The following is a 20,661-nucleotide window of genomic DNA, read 5'->3' as shown; positions in this document are numbered from 1 at the left end:
TAAAGAAGCTAAATCATCCAGAAGTATAACAGGGTTTAAATTGATTCATTGCGGCAATTAAATGATTGAATCCCAGTAACAAATGTGAATTATGGAAAATACTTAACCAGGGATAAATTAGCCAAAATAGTAAAAGTGGTTGGATAATGAGACGCAGATTATTTAAAGTATTCTTCCATCCAGATTCATGGTTCCATTGTGGATGATTAGAAAAATCCACATCACTATTTTCTTTTGCCTTAGTCTCAAGTTGACCAGATTGATTTAAGCCTAAGAAGACTGGAGAATTTAAGCTAATCATAGTATAAACACTAAAAATAATCTCCCACCATCTCTCAATATGTTGGAAATTAGTGAAACGGTAATCTGTCCAGCCTAGTTCCTGTTTACACTGTCGAAACCCATATTCAACCCAAGTTCTTAATCCATATAAGTCACCTAAAGTCTTGTTCAAATTCCCTTGAAGATTTGTCATGACGAAAGAAGTAGAATTATCTGGCATGGTTTCTGGGTCAGTAGTTATTTCCCAGTAAGTTATGGTTCTTTTTTTACCATAAATTATTTCTCGGATATATCTAGCCTCTGATTTTTGATTGCTAAATGTTCTCTCAAATTTACACCACTTATTCGCCCTAAAGCTTTGTCCTGCGGGTAACCAGACTCCATGATTACTTCTAATTGCTACCACCTTGCTTAACTTTATTTAATCTTCGTTGTTTTAATTCATCTACTGACCAATCTGAATTAGCTAGGAAATGATGTAATGACTGGGCTGAGTTTATACTTACTACCTTCGCTATCTCTGGTAATGACTTCCTTTTTATCGTTGATATGATTCCCAAGTGTAAATATTTGAAGCACTCATAATTTCTTACTTCCTTAAATAAGTCTTTATACTCTGCACAATATTCATCTATGATGGCAACTGTTAGGTGAGAATCTCTTGCTAAATGTTTCAGGATTTGTAACTCTACATCCATTGCTCCACTTACCTTTCAGGGTTTTCTTTTTTTATTCTTTTATTCAGAATACCCGGAAAGTGACAAAAGAGGGATATTTGCAAAACACACTCATTCCAATTACCGGGGCAGGTTTTTTTCCATAATTGATATATTCTGCTTCACATATCACACTTGTCAATACCCCCGACCTGAATCCTTACGTTTTCTCACTTCAATTTATTACTCTAATTTATGATTTCTGTTTTGAACATCTTCATTTATTTATATCATACTAATCTCTATAGCATCAGTTCTTATTGCTGCTTATTGACAATAGTGTTTGATGTAATTTTTGTTAGTTCATGGCTGTTCAAATGTCTTTTTTATCTTCAGATGTCTGTTTTTAACCCTCTTCCATGACTCCCGGAGAGAGTAAAATAAAAGTAGAACGCCCAAAGGAGTGCTGTTGCTATGACACAGCCCAGAATTCCTAACAAGACAGTCACCTTTATAGATAATTATTGTAGTGTCTACCAAAAATTATTCCCAGAGGTGAGAAGTTACGAAGCATTCAAGCGATTACACCTGGGAATGACAGCAGAAATTAAGAGGAAGACATTACCAGCAATTGCCAAAGCAGTAGGATTAAAAAATGAACAATCACTGCTATATTTCTTAACAGAATCAGCTTGGTCAGTACAGGAAGTAAGAAAACAAAGATTAGAGATAATTCTGAAAAAGTTAGGAGGGGAAGAAATTATCTTAATTATTGATGAAACTGGAGATAAGAAGAAAGGAAAAAAAACAGATTATGTAGACAGACAGTATATAGGGAATTTAGGAAAAATAGAAGCCGGAATAGTATCGGTAAATGCCTATGGAATTTGGCAAGGGATGACATTTCCATTACTATTCAAGATTTACAAACCGAAAAAGAGACTTAAAGGGGATGATGTCTATAAAACAAAAACCCAATTAGCAGCAGAAATAATTACAGAACTGCAAGAAATAGGTTTTAAATTTGAGTTAGTGTTAGCAGATAGTCTTTACGGAGAGAGTGAAACATTCATCAGTGTATTGAATCAATATAAACTGCCATTTATCGTGGCGATTAGAAGTAATCATGCAGTCTGGATGCCCAATGAACAGAAGGTTAGAGTCAATAGTTGGAAACAATTTGAGCGGATTTTTACTAGCGGTAAAACTGAAAACCGTTACATGAGAGAAATAATTTTTGGCAAGCGAAGAACTTTAAGGTATTGGCAAATTACTACAGATAAAAAAACTTTGCCGGAAAATTCAACGTGGTATGTAATGACCAACTTATCAGATGCACCTCCCTCTGTAATTGGCAATAATTATGGCTTGAGAACTTGGATAGAATATGGGTTTAAACAATGTAAAAATCAGCTAGGATGGGCAGATTTTCGTTGTACTAATTACCATCAAATTGAACGCTGGTGGGAAATTGTTGAGAGTGTCTTTTTGATGGTAAGTTTACAATTTGAGGGAATAAATCAACCAGAAAATGTTGGTAATAATTCTCCAGATAAAGACCTATTATTAAAATTGCATCAACATCCTTGGTGGAATCGTATGTCTGGCTGGAATCATCGACTAAATAATTTACGCTTATTACTCCAACCCTACATTTATTACTGTTTAATTAAACCTTGGATTCTCCTGTTTAACAATCGTTATTTACAACTAGGATTTCAATGGCTAATTCAGATTATGAATGAGTTCCTTGGTTTTGTTTTTTATGATGCACAAGTTGAGGATTTATCTTTTTCTTCTGCCTAGAGTCATGGAAGAGGGTTATGCTTTGTTGGTTTTTTCTCTCAGTAATTTGCCTATTGTGACAGTTAGGGTGCGGAATGTGGGATACAATTTTTAAGACTGCAAATAGCGAACCAATCTGGTATATTTAGCATTAACAATACTACAGACCTAATTAGGGTGTGTTTATCTTGTCAAAACTTAGATAACTCTTGGATTAAGGCTTTTTTGTTCTGGTTTGGGCTAAATTCAAAAATACACAAATCCTACTTTAGCTTTTCCTGTAAGGCATACAAAACTGTAAAAAAGTGTTTGGAGTATTGATTAAATGAAATTTAAAATATGTGATTATAAAGAATAACACGTAATGTTTTTTTTGAGCAAAATTTTGGTTAGGTGGTCAAACGAGTTTTTGTTTTTTGGGTTAGCGCTCTTGCTAAGTCCCATTATTGTTGGAGAAACTGTTGTCCTTGCTGAAATTAAACCTGATACTACATTGGGCAATGAAGCATCTCTGGTAAAACAGAAGGTTGATATTCAAGGAGCAATAGGCAATCTAATTGATGGTGGTGCAGTCCGAGGAGCAAACCTATTTCACAGCTTTCGTGAATTTAGCATTGGTGACGGGCAACGGGTCTACTTTTCCAACCCTACAGGCATAGAAAACATCCTCACACGAGTCACAGGAAACAACCGTTCTGATATTTTGGGGACGCTAGGAGTTTTGGGTAATGCCAATCTATTTTTTATTAATCCCAATGGCATAGTTTTTGGACAAAATGCACAGTTAGACGTTGCAGGTTCATTTGTGGGGAGTACAGCGGATAGTTTTGTGTTTGATAATGGCTTTTTATTCAGAGCCAAAAATCCCCAACCAGTAACACTACTAACAATTAACGTCCCCTTGGGATTACAATATCAAAGCAATTCAGGAAGTATTCAAGTACAAGGTACTAGTCTCTTAAAACCGAATGGTAAAACCATAGCTCTTGTAGGTGGCAATGTCAGCTTAGATGACGCAATCTTGAGTGTTCCCGCAGGCAGAGTGGAGTTAGGAGGAGTAATAGGAGAAGGAATTGTAGAATTTAGGCGTGATAGTGATAATTTGAGCCTGAATTTTCCTGAAAGTTTAACCAAGACAGATATTTTCTTAAATGGTACAAGAATTAACGTTATTGCTGGTAATAACGGCAGTATGGCACTGAATGCTCGTAATATAGCAATGACTGATAGTTTTATTTTTGCTGGTATCGGCGCTGGCTTAGGTTCAGCTACCAGTAAAGCAGGGGATATCACCCTAAATGCAGCAGAGGAAATAAAAATAGATGGCATTAGCGGTATTTTGCAATACCTCTTACCAGAAGCTGTAGGTACAGGAGGAGATATACATATTACAACTAAATCCTTGATTGCCACTAATGGCGCTGCAATCAATAACATTACCCTGGGCAAAGGCGATGCCGGAAATATAACGATTACTGCCCACGATACTATCTCCTTAGATGGCGAGGATATAGATGGTTTTACTACATCAGTAGGTACTTCGATTATCCAGGGAGCAATAGGTAATACTGGAAATATCAGCATTACAACTGATTCTTTGGCGTTGACCAACGGCGCTAGTATAGTTAGTCAAGTATCTGGAGAAGGGAATGCGGGTAATGTTATCATCACTGCAAATGATATCTCCTTAGATGGCGAAAATAATAGCGGCAGACCAAGCAATATTAGTAGTCCAGTTCGTCGTGGAGCCATAGGTAATGGTGGAAATATCAGCATTTCATCTGATTCTCTGCAACTAACTAACGGCGCTCAACTGTCTACCAACCTATTTGGCCAGGGAAAAGCTGGAAATGTGAATATTACTGCTAACAACACCTTATCTATTGATGGTCAAGGCAGCATATTCCCTAGTAGCATATCTAGTGCAGTAGCCTCTGTTGGTGTAGGTGAAGCAGGAGACATCAACATTACTACTGAGTTTTTAGCTCTGACCAATAATGCTAATTTGAATAGCCGTACAGATGGACAGGCAAATGCGGGAGATATTACTATCAATACGGGATCGATGGTTGCAAGCAAGGACAGTTCATTGACGACCAACAGTTCAGGAAAAGGAAATGCTGGCAATGTGAATATCCATGCTCGTGATCTACTATCCTTGGATCAGCAAAGTGCTATCATTAGTGGCCTTAACCGTGCATCTGTAGGTCAGGCAGGTAGCATTAATATCAATACTGGATCACTCTCGTTAAAAAATGGTTCACAACTGCAAACAAATACTTCAGGTCAGGGTAATGCAGGTAGTATCAATATTTATGCCAGAGATACCGTGATTTTAGATGGTGCAAGTCCTCTGTTTCTCACAGCAATCGGCAGTAGTGTAAGAGCGGGTGCTGAAGGCAAAGGAGGTAACATCAACATTAATAGTAACTTATTAAACTTGAGCAATCAGGCTTCATTGGTCAGTGTGACTAGAGGTATGGGGAATGCTGGTGATATTATCATTCAAGCCAAAGATACTATCAACCTATCTTCTGATAGCTTGGTTTCCAGTGCAGTAGAAACAGGTGGTATAGGTAAGGGTGGTGACATCAAAATTATAACTGGCTCCCTATTTTTAACAGATGCTGCTCAATTAGCTGCTGGCACAAGGGCAGTAGGTAATGCGGGTAACATAAACATTCAAGCCAGTGGAGTTGTTTCCTTTGATGGTATGAGCAGCAATGGGTTTTCTAGTGGTGCGATTAGTCTAGTGGAAACTGAAGCAATTGGTAATGGTGGTGATATAGATATCATTTCTCAAGCATTATCTATTACTAATGGTGCTGTCATTAATACTAGAACAAAAGGTCAAGGAGATGCAGGTAATATTAACGTGACAGCAGATACCTTTGATGCAGCTAGTGGTGGACAACTCCTAACTTCAACCAGCAGTAACAACAAAGCTGGAGATATTACTTTAAGAGTAAGCGATCGCGTGACTTTAGCAGGAGATGCTACTGGTTTATTTGCTAATACAACCCTTGATGCTACGGGCAACAGCGGTAATATCTTCATCTATCCCCAAGTCATGATCCTTCGAGATGGTGCTAAAATTGCTGTCGATAACCAAGGTAGTGGAGCGGGCGGTATTATTGATATCCAAGCCGGAAAATTAACCCTTGATAACAATGCTGTGATTTCTGCAGAAACAGCGAGTAATACTGGCGGTAATATTCAACTCCAACTACAAGACCTGTTGTTATTAAGGCGTAATAGTCTAATTTCCACCACTGCCGGCACTGGTCAGGCAGGAGGTAATGGGGGTAACATTACTATCAACACCCCATTTATTGTTGCTTTTCCTTCAGAAAATAACGATATTACCGCCAACGCTTTTACTGGTAATGGTGGGAGCATAAATATTACTGCTCAAAGTATCTTTGGGCTAACACCCCGCTCTCGCGTTGACCTGGAGAGGTTATTAGGAACAAACGACCCTGCCCAATTAAATTCTGTATCACTACCCACGAGCGACATTACAGCTATTTCCCAAGCCAATCCTTCATTAAATGGTCAAGTGAATCTCAACATACTTAATACCGACCCCAATAATGGATTAGTAGCTTTACCTACAAATGTAGTAGATGCTGCCAAATTAATTGCCCAAACCTGTAGAGGTGCTGGAGGAACAACAGCAAATCAAGACAGTGAATTTATAGTCACTGGTCGTGGTGGTTTACCAGCTAATCCCAGTGAACTGCTCAGTAGTGATGCAGTCTGGTACGACTTACAACCCCATGCTTTGCTGAATGAAAAATTGAATAGCTATCAAAAAGAGGAGAAAAAGCTTTCTGAACCACCTGCTGCAATTGTAGAAGCTCAAGGCTGGGTAATTGATGCTGATGGTAGTGTCACTCTAGTAGCTCAAGCACCCACTAATACCCCTCAAAATTCCTTTGTTACACCTGTTAATTGCCCAGTTGTGAAAAACTGATGCTTGACAATCTTCAGATGGCAAAAAAAATACCGAAATTATGGAGTAAAGTTCTGGCTTTTCTGCTTTGTGTGCTAACAGGGATGAGTCTAACGCTGATGCTCGAATTTAGACCAGTTACGGCCTCTTCAGTTCCACCCTTACCTTCTAGCTTCCCACTTCTGCAAGCAGAGAAAATCGCAGAGAATTCTACACAATACTTATCTAACTCAAATTTAATTCGGCAAGGTAGAGAAAAGTACCAAGCAGAACGATATGCTGAAGCTATAAATATTTGGCAACAGGCACTTAAAGGCGAAAAGAATCCATCGTCTCAAGCTATGGTGCTAAATTATCTTGCCTTAGCTTATCAACAATTGGGACAGTGGCAGCAAGCCAAGGAAGGAATTAATTCCAGTTTTCAACTTTTGGAAAATATCAAACAAACAACGCCACAAACAAAACTAATTTTAGCTCAAAGTTTCAATATTCAAGGAAGTTTAGAATTAGCTCAAGGTCAAGCAGAACAAGCTTTAAATACTTGGCAGCAAGCAACTAATATTTATACTGAAACTGGCTACATACAGGGCAGAATTGGTACTTTAATAAATCAGGCACAAGCCCAACAAGCTTTAGGTCTTTACCTCCAAGCACGTAAAACGCTCATAGATGTTGAAAAAGCACTAGAAAATCAACCAGATATACAATTACAAAGTACAGGTTTACGTAGTCTGGGTAATGTTCTCAGATTAGTGGGGGCTTTTGGTGATTCTCAAAAAGTTTTACAGCAAAGTTTGCAAGTATTACAAAGTGCAGATAATTTAGATAAAGTAGAAATAAGCTCCACATTACTCAGTTTAGGTAACACAGCTTATGCTCAAGGGGATAAAGAATCTGCATTAAAATACTACGAGCAAGCTGCGACAATTGCACCTGCAAAAATCACACAAATTCAGGCTCAAACTAATCAATTTTATCTATTAATAAATAATGGAGAATTACAAAAAGCTGAAAATATTTGGATACAAATTCAGGCTAACTTAGCCAAGTTATCTGCCAATCGCTCGACAATTTATGCTCGCATTAACCTTGCTCAAAATTTGGTAAAACTGGAAAATAAAAAAAATGAATCTGCCAAATTATTAGCGACAGCACTGCAACAAGCTAAAAGTTTAAATGACCAAAAAGCTCAATCTTATGCTTTAGGATATTTAGGTAAACTTTATGAACAAACTCAGCAATGGTCAAATGCTCAACAATTAACCGAACAAGCTTTACAAATAGCCCAAGCTATTAATGCTCCAGATGTTGCCTATCAATGGCAGTGGCAATTAGGACGTATTTTAAAATCTCAAGGGGCAATCAAACCAGCGACAGACGCTTATCAAGTCGCCTTCACAACGTTAAAATCTCTGCGGAGTGATTTAGTTGCAGTGAACACTGATATTCAATTTTCTTTTCGGGAAACGGTAGAACCTGTATATCGTGAATATGTAGAACTTCTTTTAAATTCCGGAGCAAATAAAGAACCTAGTCAAGAGCAGCTAAAACAAGCCCGTCAAGTTATTGAATCATTACAGTTAGCAGAACTTGATAACTTTTTTCGTTCCGCTTGTCTAGAAGGACAGATAGTACCAATTGAACAGATTCAACAATCACAAGCAGCAGTAATTTATCCAATTATTCTCAAAGACAAACTAGAAGTAATTCTGAGTTTACCACAGCAAGGATTACGTCACTACACTGCTCAAGTTTCTCAAAGGGAGGTTGAAGAAGTTGTCGAACAACTCAGATTTAATTTAGAAAAACCTTACACTACTCCAGAAGGAAAATTATTATCTGCCAAGGTTTATGATTGGTTAATTCGCCCTGTACAAACAGAACTTTCTCAAAGTCAAGTGAAAACATTAGTTTTTATTTTGGATGGTTCTCTGCGGAATATACCAATGGCTGCTCTGTATGATGGCAAACAGTATTTATTAGAAAAATACAGTGTGGCACTTACGCCCGGTTTAGAGTTATTGGGTCCTCGTCCTTTAGAGCAAAGTAGACTGAAAACTTTGGTAGCGGGACTGACAGAAGCCCGACACGGATTTAGTTCTCTACCTAATGTCAAGGAAGAATTAAAAGCAGTTGAATCGGAAGTACCTAGCGAAGTTCTCCTTAATCAGACATTCACTAGTGCAGCATTACGCAAACAAATTGACTCCCTCCCCTTTTCTGTGGTGCATTTAGCAACTCATGGTCAATTTAGTTCCAATGCTGATGAAACTTTTGTGCTGGCTTGGGATAAACCTATGAAAGTCAATGAATTAAAAGATTTACTTCGTAGTCGAGAACAAACTAGACCTGAACCTATAGAATTACTGGTTTTAAGTGCTTGCGAAACTGCCGAAGGAGACAAACGAGCGGCTTTAGGACTGGCTGGGATAGCAATTCAAGCCGGCGCACGCAGTACCTTAGCTTCTTTATGGAGTTTAGATGATGAATCTGGGGCGCTTCTCATTGGTCAATTTTATAAAGAACTCGCAACTAAGCAAGTGACAAAGGCAGAAGCATTGCGACTAGCTCAACTTTCACTATTAAAAGACCCAGATTATCGACATCCTGTGCATTGGGCATCTTACGTATTGCTGGGAAATTGGCTGTAGTAGGTTACTCAAAAAAATTTTTAGATTTGTTCCTTTAATTTTGCATAAACCTCAAAAGTCAACCGTGTAACTCAGCAAGGAGTTGAAAAGCTAACACCCAACTCCATTACACGCAAACTTTGCAAGAATAAAGGACAAACTAAAATGTCTACATTTGGTACATACACAGGTGACGAGCAAAATAATATCTTTACTGCACCTAATGACGGCTCATCTTGGGTGATTTATGGAGAAGGCGGCGATGATATCCTCACTGGTGGGACTGGTGACGATACCATAAATGGCGATGAAGGCAACGATACAATAACTGGTGGAGAAGGTTATGATTATCTTTCTGGTGGGGAAGGTGATGATTTATTGGTTGATACCCAAGGTAATGTCAATGGTGGTGGCGGTACTGATACTCTCAGGGCAGACTATAGCCAGTTCGACAATGGTTTTGGTGTTCATGTTGGATATGCGGGATACAACATCATCTTTAGTCGCCGTGATGCCAGTGGTTTACTGACTTACAGCAATATTGAGAAGTTTGACATCACAGGCACAAAATATGACGATGTTTTGCAAGGTGCTGCTGATAGCGACACTCTCAGAGGTGGTGGTGGTAATGATGAAATCAATGGTGCGGCTGGTTATGATTACCTCTTTGGCGGAGATGGGAATGACGTTTTAATTGACACTGAAGGCAATATTGATGGTGGTGCAGGTACTGACATTTTAGTGGCTGACTATAGCCAGTTCAATAATGGTGCTGGTATTGATGTGGGATACAGTGGACAAAATGCCATTGTCAGCAGTCTCACTTATAATGCCGTACTCAATTACAGCAATATTGAGCGATTTAACATCACAGGCACACAATATGCTGATATTCTCCGGGGTGGGTCTGGTGATGACACTCTCAATGGTGCTGGTGGTAATGATCAAATAATCGCCGGAGCAGGTAATGATATTGTGATTGATACCCAAGCTACTATTGATGGTGGTGTTGGTGTTGATACTCTAGTTGCCGACTACAGCCTGTTCAATAATGGTGCTGGTATTGATGTGCAACAAAATGCTATTTTTAGTCGCCAAACAGGTAATTTTTTACTGGGTCATGTGAATGTTGAGCGATTTAACATCACAGGCACACAATATGATGATATTCTCCGGGGTGGTGCTAGTGATGATACCCTCAGCGGTGGTGCTGGCAATGATACTTTGATAGATGCGAATGGTACGGTTGATGGTGGTGCTGGTATTGATACTTTAGTAGCTGATTACACTGCCAAAGCGGACGGCGCTGGTATTCATTTGGGGTGGAATGGTTCAAATAATGTTTTTAGTCGTGTCAATGGTCAGGTTTTGGTTAATGTCTCTAATATAGAAAAATACAATATTACCGGTTCACAATATCAAGATGTTTTTGAGGGACGTTCAGGTAATGACATCTTCAATGGTGGCGCTGGTAATGACATCTTCTATGGCGATGCTGGTAATGATACTCTAATCGGTGGAACTGGTAATGATACTCTCTACGGTGGTGTAGGTGCAGATAGCTTTGTTTTCAACTCCAGTTTAGAAGGCTTAGACGTTATCAAAGATTTCAGTTGGGCGCAAGGTGATAAGATTCAGATTTCTACAGTTGGGTTTGGTGTTACTAACCTCAATAGTTTCAGTTATAACGATGTTACTGGTGGCTTGTTCTTCCAAGGAACTCAGTTGGCTACTCTTGAGAATAAACCTGTTGGATTCTCAATTAGTTTAGACGTTCAGCTTGTTTAAAACTTTGATCTAGAAAATGCTGAAGGTTTTCTACCTTCTTTTAAGATTGTTATTTTCTAAAAACTCAAGCGCAATTTTAATAATCAATTTTACCCAGTCTTGAACTGGGTTTTTTGTTTAATAACGGGACTCATGACAGGTTTTTTATTTTTTATTTTTCACATTTTTGCATAAACTCCAAAAGTCAACCGTGTAACTTAGCAAGGAGTTCAAATTTGCAAACATAAAGGACAAACTAAAATGCCTAGATATCCCTCTTTTGTCACTTTCCGGGTATTCTGAATAAAAGAATAAAAAAAGAAAACCCTGAAAGGTAAGTGGGGCAATGGATGTAGAGTTACAAATCCTGAAACATTTAGCAAGAGATTCTCACCTAACAGTTGCCATCATAGATGAATATTGTGCAGAGTATAAAGACTTATTTAAGGAAGTAAGAAATTATGAGTGCTTCAAATATTTACACTTGGGAATCATATCAACGATAAAAAGGAAGTCATTACCAGAGATAGCGAAGGTAGTAAGTATAAACTCAGCCCAGTCATTACATCATTTCCTAGCTAATTCAGATTGGTCAGTAGATGAATTAAAACAACGAAGATTAAATAAAGTTAAGCAAGGTGGTAGCAATTAGAAGTAATCATGGAGTCTGGTTACCCGCAGGACAAAGCTTTAGGGCGAATAAGTGGTGTAAATTTGAGAGAACATTTAGCAATCAAAAATCAGAGGCTAGATATATCCGAGAAATAATTTATGGTAAAAAAAGAACCATAACTTACTGGGAAATAACTACTGACCCAGAAACCATGCCAGATAATTCTACTTCTTTCGTCATGACAAATCTTCAAGGGAATTTGAACAAGACTTTAGGTGACTTATATGGATTAAGAACTTGGGTTGAATATGGGTTTCGACAGTGTAAACAGGAACTAGGCTGGACAGATTACCGTTTCACTAATTTCCAACATATTGAGAGATGGTGGGAGATTATTTTTAGTGTTTATACTATGATTAGCTTAAATTCTCCAGTCTTCTTAGGCTTAAATCAATCTGGTCAACTTGAGACTAAGGCAAAAGAAAATAGTGATGTGGATTTTTCTAATCATCCACAATGGAACCATGAATCTGGATGGAAGAATACTTTAAATAATCTGCGTCTCATTATCCAACCACTTTTACTATTTTGGCTAATTTATCCCTGGTTAAGTATTTTCCATAATTCACATTTGTTACTGGGATTCAATCATTTAATTGCCGCAATGAATCAATTTAAACCCTGTTATACTTCTGGATGATTTAGCTTCTTTACTACTTGCTTATTCCGGAAAGTGACAGAAGAGGGATATGAATCACCAAAAAGAAGAGTTTGAGAGTAAAAACATAGATCACTTAGGAATAATAGATGAGATAGGAATAGTAGAAAAAATCAATGAGGTATTCTCAATCTTATTGCCGAGAGAAAGTAAACACAGGAGAAGTAGTCAAAGCCATCATTCTCAACGGACTAGGTTTTGTGTCAAGACCATTATATTTATTTCCAGAATTCTTTAAAGATAAAGCCATAGAACATTTAATAGGAGATGGAATAAAAGCATCAGATTTAAATGATGACAAAATAGGCAGAGTTATGGATAAACTCTATAAATATGGATTAACAAAATTGTTTCTAATAATTGCCTTGTCAGTAGTAAATAAATATGAAATAGAAACAAAATATTCTCATTTAGATTCCACCTCACTACATTTACATGGAGAATATAACAGCCTCAATAATCCAGACAAAGAACCAGGAATAAGCCGAGAAAATCCGATTATAATCACACAAGGATATTCTCGTGACCACCGTCCAGACTTAAAACAATGTATATTAGATTTAATAGTAAGTAGTGATGGAGATATACCGTTATTTTTCAGAGGAGGATCAGGAAATGAATCAGATAAAGCAGTATTCGCTCATATATTAGTGGAATATTCCAAACAAATAGATTTTGAAAGTGTCATGGTAGCTGACAGTGCATTATATAGCGAAAGTAATTTAAAATTCATGTCGAACATGAAATGGATAAGTCGAGTACCGTTATCCATTAAGAAAGCCAAAAACTTAGTGAAAGCCTTCATAAGTAAAGACCTAAAAGCTAGTGTAATTAAAGGATACAGCTATCTCGAAGAACAAGTATCTTATGCAGGAATAGAGCAAAGATGGTTATTAGTAGAAAGTGCAGAGAGAAAAAAATCAGACTTACATAAACTAAACAAAAAAATCCAAGAAGAGTTCTTAAAAACTAACAAACAAGTAGCTAAATTAGAACAGGAGGAATTGGCAGATAAATCTTTAGCTGAACGAAGAATCAAAGAGTCTAACAGCCAAATTAAAATATCATCAAATATCCGACTTAGAAATTACCGAAGCATTAAATAAAGGGAAAATCGCAGTTTATCGAGTGAGATGTCAATTAAGAGAAAACCAGGAGTTAATCACGCAACAACAAAACTCCTGTGGCAGATTTATTCTAGCCACCAATATTTTAGATACGACTGAGTTAGAAACAGGAGAAATCCTCAAAATATATAAAGAACAACAATCTACGTAAAGAGGATTTAGATTTATCAAAGATCCGTTATTTTTCGCGGATAGTCTGTTTGTGAAAAATCCCGAAAGAGTCGAAACAATGATGATGTTAATGGCATTATGTCTTTTAGTTTATAATTTAGGACAAAGACAATTAAGAATGTCCTTGAAAGCACAAAAAGCGACAGTTAAAAATCAACTGAATAAACTCACAGAATCTCCTACATTAAGATGGATATTTCAATGCTTTCAAGGTATTCATCTTCTAATAATACAAGGAGTTCAACGAATTCTTAATTTAACGGATTCGCATTGTCATATCTTGCCATTCCTACCTACTGCTTGTCAAAAATATTATTTATTATCTTAATCTTCAAGCTTATAATTCTTATTATATAGGCTTGTTTTTTCCTCACTGATTCAAAACTTCAAATTCAATATTGTTGTCTATATAGCTTTTTCTACACAATAAAAAGCTGATTTTTGTGCGTGAATAATTTATTTTTGATTCTTGCTTGATTTTGAAAAACAATCGTTTTTAACTAACTGCTAATGTAGTTTACTCATGCTACTTTTTGAAGTGCGGAATGTGGGTTAAATAATATTGGTATCACAATTATATTTCTTTGTCCTGAATTAACAACTCGTCCATAGCGCAACACAATTTTCATCAAAACATACCAACTGACATACCAACTGTTTAGCTTAACCTCCCCCACATGAGGAAAGAGTATCACGGGCAGAAATGCGGAATCAAGGTAAACAACCGCGCATTCTTTTAACGATGTAAAACTAGAATTTTTAGTAAAGGCTCTTTTTTTGGCTAAGGTATACTGTTGGGTGTTTCGACCATCCGTTAAAGTCAGCTTACCTGGGTTAATTATACTATGATAGAAGTTGGGAATCTTTAACCCACATTCCGCACCCACAACTGTCACACCCCAAAAAAACGGATATATTTAGTACATAAGAACTAATTAATGGGAGAATTGACTCTAATTTATTAGAGCTAAATAATAATTATTACTATTAAGTTAGATATACGGTCGATAAAAATGACCAAGTACAAAATTTTGGTTCTGAGGTTATTTTGATGGCAAAATTGGTTCAAACTCATTGAAAGCTTTATTTTCAATGACTATAAGAAGATGAAAAAATCATTTTGAAACAACAGAAAAATGAGAAAATTTAAACAGATACTTTTGTGGAGTTTCTGTTGCTATGTTTACTGCCAAAGACCTGGAATTGAAGAAGATTGACCATTTAGGGATAGTAGCAGGAATAGTAGATTCAATTGGGATAGTAGAAATAATTAATAAATTACTCTCTTCAGAACCAGGAGAAAAAGTAAGTGCGGGTCAGGTGGTAAAGGCGATGATTTTAAACGGCTTAAGTATGATGTCACAGCCTTTATATATGTTCCCAAAATTCTTTGAATTAATCGCTTGTGAACACTTAATTGGTGCAGGAGTAAAACCCGAATATCTCAATGATGATAAGCTGGGGAGAGTATTAGATAAATTATTTATAAAAGGACTAGATACAGTATTTTTAGCAATCAGTTTAAATGCGGTAGAAATATATCAGATATCACTATTATCATCACACTTGGATTCAACATCATTTCATGTAGATGGTGAGGCAGCGCGGTCTTGGGGGTTTCCCCCATGAGCGACTGCCGAACCCGAAGGGAGAATATGAAAATAGTTTACCATCAGTGATATTTGAAAATCAAAAAGAATCAGGTTCATTAGAAAAAGAAAATGAAGAGAGTCAATCACCTCAAGCGATAAAGCTGACCTACGGTTATTCTCGTGACCATCGTCCAGATTTAAAACAATTTATTACACAATTAGTATGTTCAGGAGATGGAGATATACCAATATATATAAAAACAGTATCAGGAAATGAAGTTGATTCTAAAAAGTTTGGAGAAATCGCAGTTGAATATCAAAAAAGAATACAGGTTGATAGTTTAATAGTAGCAGATAGCGCATTATATACAGAAACAAATATCAAGTTAATGTCGAGTATCAAATGGTTGACTAGAGTACCTCTGACGAGAGAGAAATTAGAGCAGCTTTAAAATCCTTAAACTATACTGTAAAAAATCAATTAGGAAAAGCGATAAATAATCCAACTATGCGGTGGATATTTCAATGTTTTCAATCAGTTCATCTTGTGACTTTTCAACAAAAAACAGAATTTTATAATTTGACATCTGAAATGAAGTATATTCTCTTATTCCTCCCAGAAGCTTGCCGTAATTACTACAGATATATAAGTTAATTTATTGATCTTATTAATATTTTAATTATTTAGACAATTTGACTCATTAATAAAATTACTGAGTTTAATTTATCATGATTTTTTTAAGTTCATTTCTGGAGAAACATAAGTTATAGTTAGGTATTTATGTTTTCAGAATAAAATTATATTATTAATTTTTCCGAAAATTACCCTCATTCTTTATTGCTCTTTATTGAGAGATGCATCTGAATCAATTTTCCTATCTAAAACTTGTTTTTTATAAATAAATGTATTTTTTAACACTTTTTTCATTAATTCACTTCAGTAAAAACCGATCGTTACTTTTAAGGGTGCGGAATGTGGGTTTAACCCACCAAAACTAACCATGACTCAACTAAAAACCAAACTCACTCTCGAAGAATTTCTTGCACTTCCCGAAAGTGATCTTGCTTATGAGTTTGTTAACGGTGAATCTGTACCTAAATATAAAAATGAGCAAATGTCTCCTAAATTTTTTCATGGCTCAACCACAGGAGCATTATTTATACTATTATCCACATGGGCGGAAAGAAAAGGTCGTGTTGTCGTGGAATGGGGGATTAAATTAACCAGAAATCAAGAAAATTGGATACCCGTACCTGATTTAACCTATGTTTCCTATAACCGTCTTCCTGCTGACTGGCTTAAAGATGAAGCTTGTCCTGTGATCCCAGAATTAGTTATTGAAATTATTTCTCCTGGTCAAACTTTTGGGGACATGATTGAAAAAGCTACTTATTATCTTCAAGCTGGCATTTCTCTGGTTTGGATAGTAGATACATTACTGTCTTTACAGCATCTTCTCTTCCTGTCACATTTCGAGAAAATCAAGTCATCAGTCATGAAACATTACCTGAATTAGAAATTACTCCCCATACTATTTTTCAACGTGCTGGTTTAATTCGTTAGGTCTTGTTTGGTATCAAAAACGGTGTTTCACCATATGCGATTCCTAGGTCGCACTGTACCCTATCGCTATGATTCTCTTCTATCGGGTGAAAAATTATGGGAGCAACGCGAAAGAGGCAACAGGATGATTGATAATTAATGTTTTATGAGCCAGGGGGATGGATTGTTGATTATAGTTACTAGAATACCTAATGCGAATTTAAAATAATCCCCAAATTGGGGTTAATTAACAGCAGTTTTCGTGAGTGAAGAATGAACCCAGCAATTACAGTCACCCAAAAACAACTCTCAGAATTTCTGCTGAATGTGGCAGTAGTACGACCCGTATTTATTTGGGGAGCGCCAGGAATCGGTAAATCATCGTTAGTAGAAGAATTTGCGGTGGAAGTGGGAATACCCTGCGTTTCACTACTTGGTAGTCAACTAGCACCAGAAGACTTAATTGGAGTACCGCAGATTGAAGAATGGGTTTATGTATTAGCTCATTGTCTCTTGCATCTGGGTTTTGGTCATTTCCAAAAACGCACACATCCTCGTGAATGGAACGCCGCTTGTAATTATTTTATTGCGAAGTTTCTTGCCGATTTAAAATTAGGATCTATCCCAGAAAAATACCTTTCTTCTCTCAATGTTTCTAACCGAAATGAAGAAAGTTTGTATCAGGAATTTTGTGAGCGTGGTCTTCCTGGTGATGACTTTGTGGATATGATTATAGAACCTACCAAAACTAACTATTGGGGTCGGGGTTTTGACTGGCAAACTGTTTTTGGAGCAGGATTAACAAGAGCAGTTACCAATGCAGTAAATGTCGCCGCCGGACGCGAACCTTTGTTGGGGACGCAAAACAAAAATGATACTCCTGGACAAAGAGCTAAGGCTTGGTTTATCAATAGCTATCCTCTGTTGGGAGCTTTAGCAACTAATTTTGAGATTATTGAAGATCCCTTAATTTGTCAACGTTTGGATATTTCTGTAGCTGCAATTTATGTCGAAAATAAACAAATTTTTATCAATCCCGCTGCTGGATTAAATGGCGAAGAATGCCGATTTGTGATGGCTCATGAATTGTTACACGCTGGACTCAGACATGATACTCGCTGTCAAGGAAGAGACCATTATTTGTGGAATGTTGCTTGTGATTATGTGATTAATTCTTGGTTGTTAGAAATGGGAATAGGTGAATTACCTCACATTGGGGTGTTACATGACCCTGATTTAAAGAATTTATCAGCGGAGTCAATTTATGACCAAATAGTCAAAGATTTACGCCTCCATCGCAAATTATCTACTTTACGGGGAATCGGACAATGTGACATTTTAGAACCAGGAAGAGCCGATTGGTGGACTTATGGGGATGGTGTGGGATTGGATGAGTTTTATCGCCGTTGTCTGAGTCAGGGACTTGTATATCACCATGAACAAAATCGCGGTTTTCTACCAGCAGGTTTAATTGAAGAAATTCGGGCTTTGAGTTATCCGCCGATTCCTTGGGATGTGGAATTAGCTAAGTGGTTTGATCATCATTTTTCTCCTTTAATTAAAGTCAGGTCTTATGCTCGTCTCAGTCGCCGTCAATCTGCGACTCCTGATATTCCTCGTTCTCGTTATGTACCGGATAGTAATCATGAAGAAGGTCGCACATTTGGCGTAGTTTTAGATACTTCTGGTTCAATGGAACGGGAGTTATTGGCAAAGGCACTGGGATCGATTCCTACGGAGCGCTTCGCTATCGCTAGTTATAGTATTTCCCATGATGTTTCTTTGGTGCGGGTTGTTTTCTGTGATGCTTTTGCTTATGATCAAGGTTACTTAACACCAGAATCTCTAGCAGATAGAGTTCAAATCAAGGGTAGAGGTGGTACTGTTTTACAACCCGGTATTGATTTACTGGAAAAAGCGGATGATTTCCCGAAAAATGGACCATTGCTAATCATTACTGATGGCTATTGCGATAATTTACATATTCGTCGAGAACACGCTTTTTTAATTCCTGTGGGTTGCCGATTACCTTTTATTCCTAAAGGTCAGGTTTTCAGGATTAAGTAAAGTAAAAACCAGCAAAATTAAAGTCCCAACTTTTGCCTTACTACTTCATCTTTATCTTTAAAGCCTATCAGCACAGCCGTTCCATCTTTGAGGAAAAGCGGGCGTTTGAGTAGCATTGCATCTTTGCTAAATGCCTCAATCCATTGCTCATCTATCCAATTCTTGTCATCACTTAAAGCCCGGTAGGATTGACCAGAAGTATTTCGCATAGCCGCATAACCCAGAGAAGTTACCCAATTTTGAACCATCTCACGAGTTGGGGGAGTTTCTTTGGTGTTAATGAACTCATAGTCAATACCAGAAGTGTTGAATCTCGCAACACAACTTTACAATCTTTGTGTTTAACCCAGCCAAATTGTCTGTTTATTGAGAATAGAGTCATTAACTTCTCAAATTTGGTATCACCAATACCAATGCACAACTTGGGCAATATACTCAAAATCTTAACATTCAACACTTCTGAGTCAATACCATTTAATCTTTTATTTTATCGTCTTTTAATTGGGTTTGAGCCAGTTTTCTACTTTTAAATTAGGAATGCGGGAAAATTCACGAACATTGGCAGTAACGAGAGTTAGATTTAATGTCAAAGCATGAGCAGCAATTAATAAGTCATTACCTCCAATCGGTTTACCTTGCTGTTCTAAATCAGTGCGAATTTCTGCATAATATTGTTCTACAGGATGAATCAGGGGTAGTATTTCTATGCTATCCAAGATAATTTCCAGTTTTTCTATGAGCTTTTGGGAGTTCTTTTTTCTAGCTCCAAATCTTGATTCACAAGCTATAATAATACTTGTACAAATTTGGTCTTCTCCGACATCTTGAATTTTTGAAAATATCACTCCTCTCGGGTTTTTAATTAGTTCGGAAATGATGTTTGTATCTAATAAGTATAAATAACTCATTTTTAAAATTTAATATCATCTAAGGGTAATAATCCTGCGTCCATGTTGGCAAAGTCTTCGTCCAGTGCTTCAAGAGTGGAAAGGGTTTGCAATAGGGATTTTTCTTGATGGGGGAAATGATGGCAAAGGGGATACCATTTTGTATAATGGTCAGGGGTTTGCCCGTTTTTTGGGCTTGGTTGAGTAGGATTTGAAGGTTTTTTGGGAGTTCTGCAAGGGTAATTTGTGTCATGGTGGGTTCTGGGGTTAGGGAATAGCAACTTTGGCGTACATCTATTTTACCTGTGACGGCATTGGTAATTAGAGAGGTGCGATATTTATTTTTTTAACAAAAGACATTCCTGACGCTTGCAGGACAAATGCACGCCTAATTGAATCAGCCGTAAATCGCTGTGTGTTCCCAAATTCTAATTTGACAATATCTCCTCTATTCGGAAAATAAGAATTAACTACCAATCCTCACTCCCCACAGCGCCCGCCCTTCCAGGGCGTGCTTTCGGGCTGGGGCGGGGTACAAGCTTTGTCCCAGTCTCTCCCCCCGCGCTTGGTTTACTGAATATCTAAATTGGGGGTCAGCAAAATACTTAACTGGATCTGTTGCCTTACCTTTTTGATGAGCCATAGTAAAATGATAAAGATACTTGATTTCAACATTCTCGGCTCCAACTGGCAACCTATTAATTCATGCGCGCTCGGCAAAGTATACTAGAAATGTTTGCGACTTTTCTGCAATTTGAGGCTGAACGCTTTAACGGTTGGGTATATGATGCAAAATTACGCCGCAACATTCAGAATCTTTTATTACAGATACCACAAACGCAAAAATCAGAAAATTTTTGGGCAATTT

At 37.2% G+C, this 20,661-nt stretch carries 7 protein-coding genes and 6 pseudogenes; 9 read left to right on the top strand and 4 right to left on the bottom strand.

All coding sequences use genetic code 11. The features are described 5' to 3' along the window. Positions 1 to 13 precede the first annotated feature (13 nt). Positions 14 to 980 (bottom strand): annotated as a pseudogene (locus ACSQ6I_RS07400) (transposase). Positions 981 to 1,412: 432 nt separating this feature from the next. Here ACSQ6I_RS07400 and ACSQ6I_RS07395 point away from each other — a divergent pair. The 9 genes and pseudogenes from ACSQ6I_RS07395 to ACSQ6I_RS07355 all read left to right on the top strand — a co-directional run bounded on the left by ACSQ6I_RS07395 (position 1,413) and on the right by ACSQ6I_RS07355 (position 18,906). Further along, the gene (locus ACSQ6I_RS07395; protein ID WP_438889716.1) at positions 1,413 to 2,744 is read left to right on the top strand and encodes an IS701 family transposase; all 1,332 of its coding nucleotides are present in this window, start codon (positions 1,413 to 1,415) and stop codon (positions 2,742 to 2,744) included. 409 nt (positions 2,745 to 3,153) lie between these two features. Beyond that, entirely contained in the window at positions 3,154 to 6,699 is a 3,546-nt protein-coding gene (locus ACSQ6I_RS07390) for a two-partner secretion domain-containing protein (RefSeq protein ID WP_438889715.1), read from the top strand. Further along, positions 6,699 to 9,329 carry a CHAT domain-containing protein gene (locus ACSQ6I_RS07385; protein ID WP_438889714.1) on the top strand — a complete coding sequence of 877 codons (2,631 nt, stop codon included), beginning with the start codon at positions 6,699 to 6,701 and terminating at the stop codon, positions 9,327 to 9,329. The genes ACSQ6I_RS07390 and ACSQ6I_RS07385 overlap by 1 nt, the downstream gene beginning before the upstream one ends. 144 nt (positions 9,330 to 9,473) lie before the next feature. Further along, positions 9,474 to 11,096, top strand: a complete 1,623-nt coding sequence (locus ACSQ6I_RS07380; RefSeq protein WP_438889713.1) for a calcium-binding protein — start codon at positions 9,474 to 9,476, stop codon at positions 11,094 to 11,096. Between the two features lie 325 nt (positions 11,097 to 11,421). After that, positions 11,422 to 12,388: pseudogene (locus tag ACSQ6I_RS07375) on the top strand (transposase). A gap of 49 nt (positions 12,389 to 12,437) precedes the next feature. Further along, positions 12,438 to 14,032, top strand: a pseudogene (locus ACSQ6I_RS07370) (IS1634 family transposase). An 851-nt stretch (positions 14,033 to 14,883) separates the two neighbouring features. Further along, positions 14,884 to 15,745: pseudogene (locus ACSQ6I_RS07365) on the top strand (IS1634 family transposase); the annotation flags it as partial. Between the two features lie 552 nt (positions 15,746 to 16,297). Beyond that, positions 16,298 to 16,860: pseudogene (locus ACSQ6I_RS07360) on the top strand (Uma2 family endonuclease). Between the two features lie 252 nt (positions 16,861 to 17,112). Next, positions 17,113 to 18,906 (top strand): vWA domain-containing protein, encoded by a 1,794-nt coding sequence (locus tag ACSQ6I_RS07355; protein ID WP_438889712.1) that lies wholly within the window; start codon positions 17,113 to 17,115, stop codon positions 18,904 to 18,906. Between the two features lie 17 nt (positions 18,907 to 18,923). Here ACSQ6I_RS07355 and ACSQ6I_RS07350 read toward each other — a convergent pair. From ACSQ6I_RS07350 to ACSQ6I_RS07340, 3 genes and pseudogenes are all read right to left on the bottom strand, one after another. Then, positions 18,924 to 19,208, bottom strand: a pseudogene (locus ACSQ6I_RS07350) (Spx/MgsR family RNA polymerase-binding regulatory protein); the annotation flags it as partial. 195 nt (positions 19,209 to 19,403) lie between these two features. Then, positions 19,404 to 19,814 carry a type II toxin-antitoxin system VapC family toxin gene (locus tag ACSQ6I_RS07345; RefSeq protein ID WP_438889705.1) on the bottom strand — a complete coding sequence of 137 codons (411 nt, stop codon included), beginning with the start codon at positions 19,812 to 19,814 and terminating at the stop codon, positions 19,404 to 19,406. Between the two features lie 19 nt (positions 19,815 to 19,833). Continuing rightward, positions 19,834 to 20,046 (bottom strand): type II toxin-antitoxin system Phd/YefM family antitoxin, encoded by a 213-nt coding sequence (locus ACSQ6I_RS07340; RefSeq protein ID WP_438889711.1) that lies wholly within the window; start codon positions 20,044 to 20,046, stop codon positions 19,834 to 19,836. Positions 20,047 to 20,661: the final 615 nt, after the last annotated feature.

It is taken from the genome of Anabaena sp. WFMT (genome assembly GCF_051781005.1).
GTDB lineage: Bacteria > Cyanobacteriota > Cyanobacteriia > Cyanobacteriales > Nostocaceae > Anabaena.
This window is presented reverse-complemented; position numbering and strand designations above follow the sequence as displayed.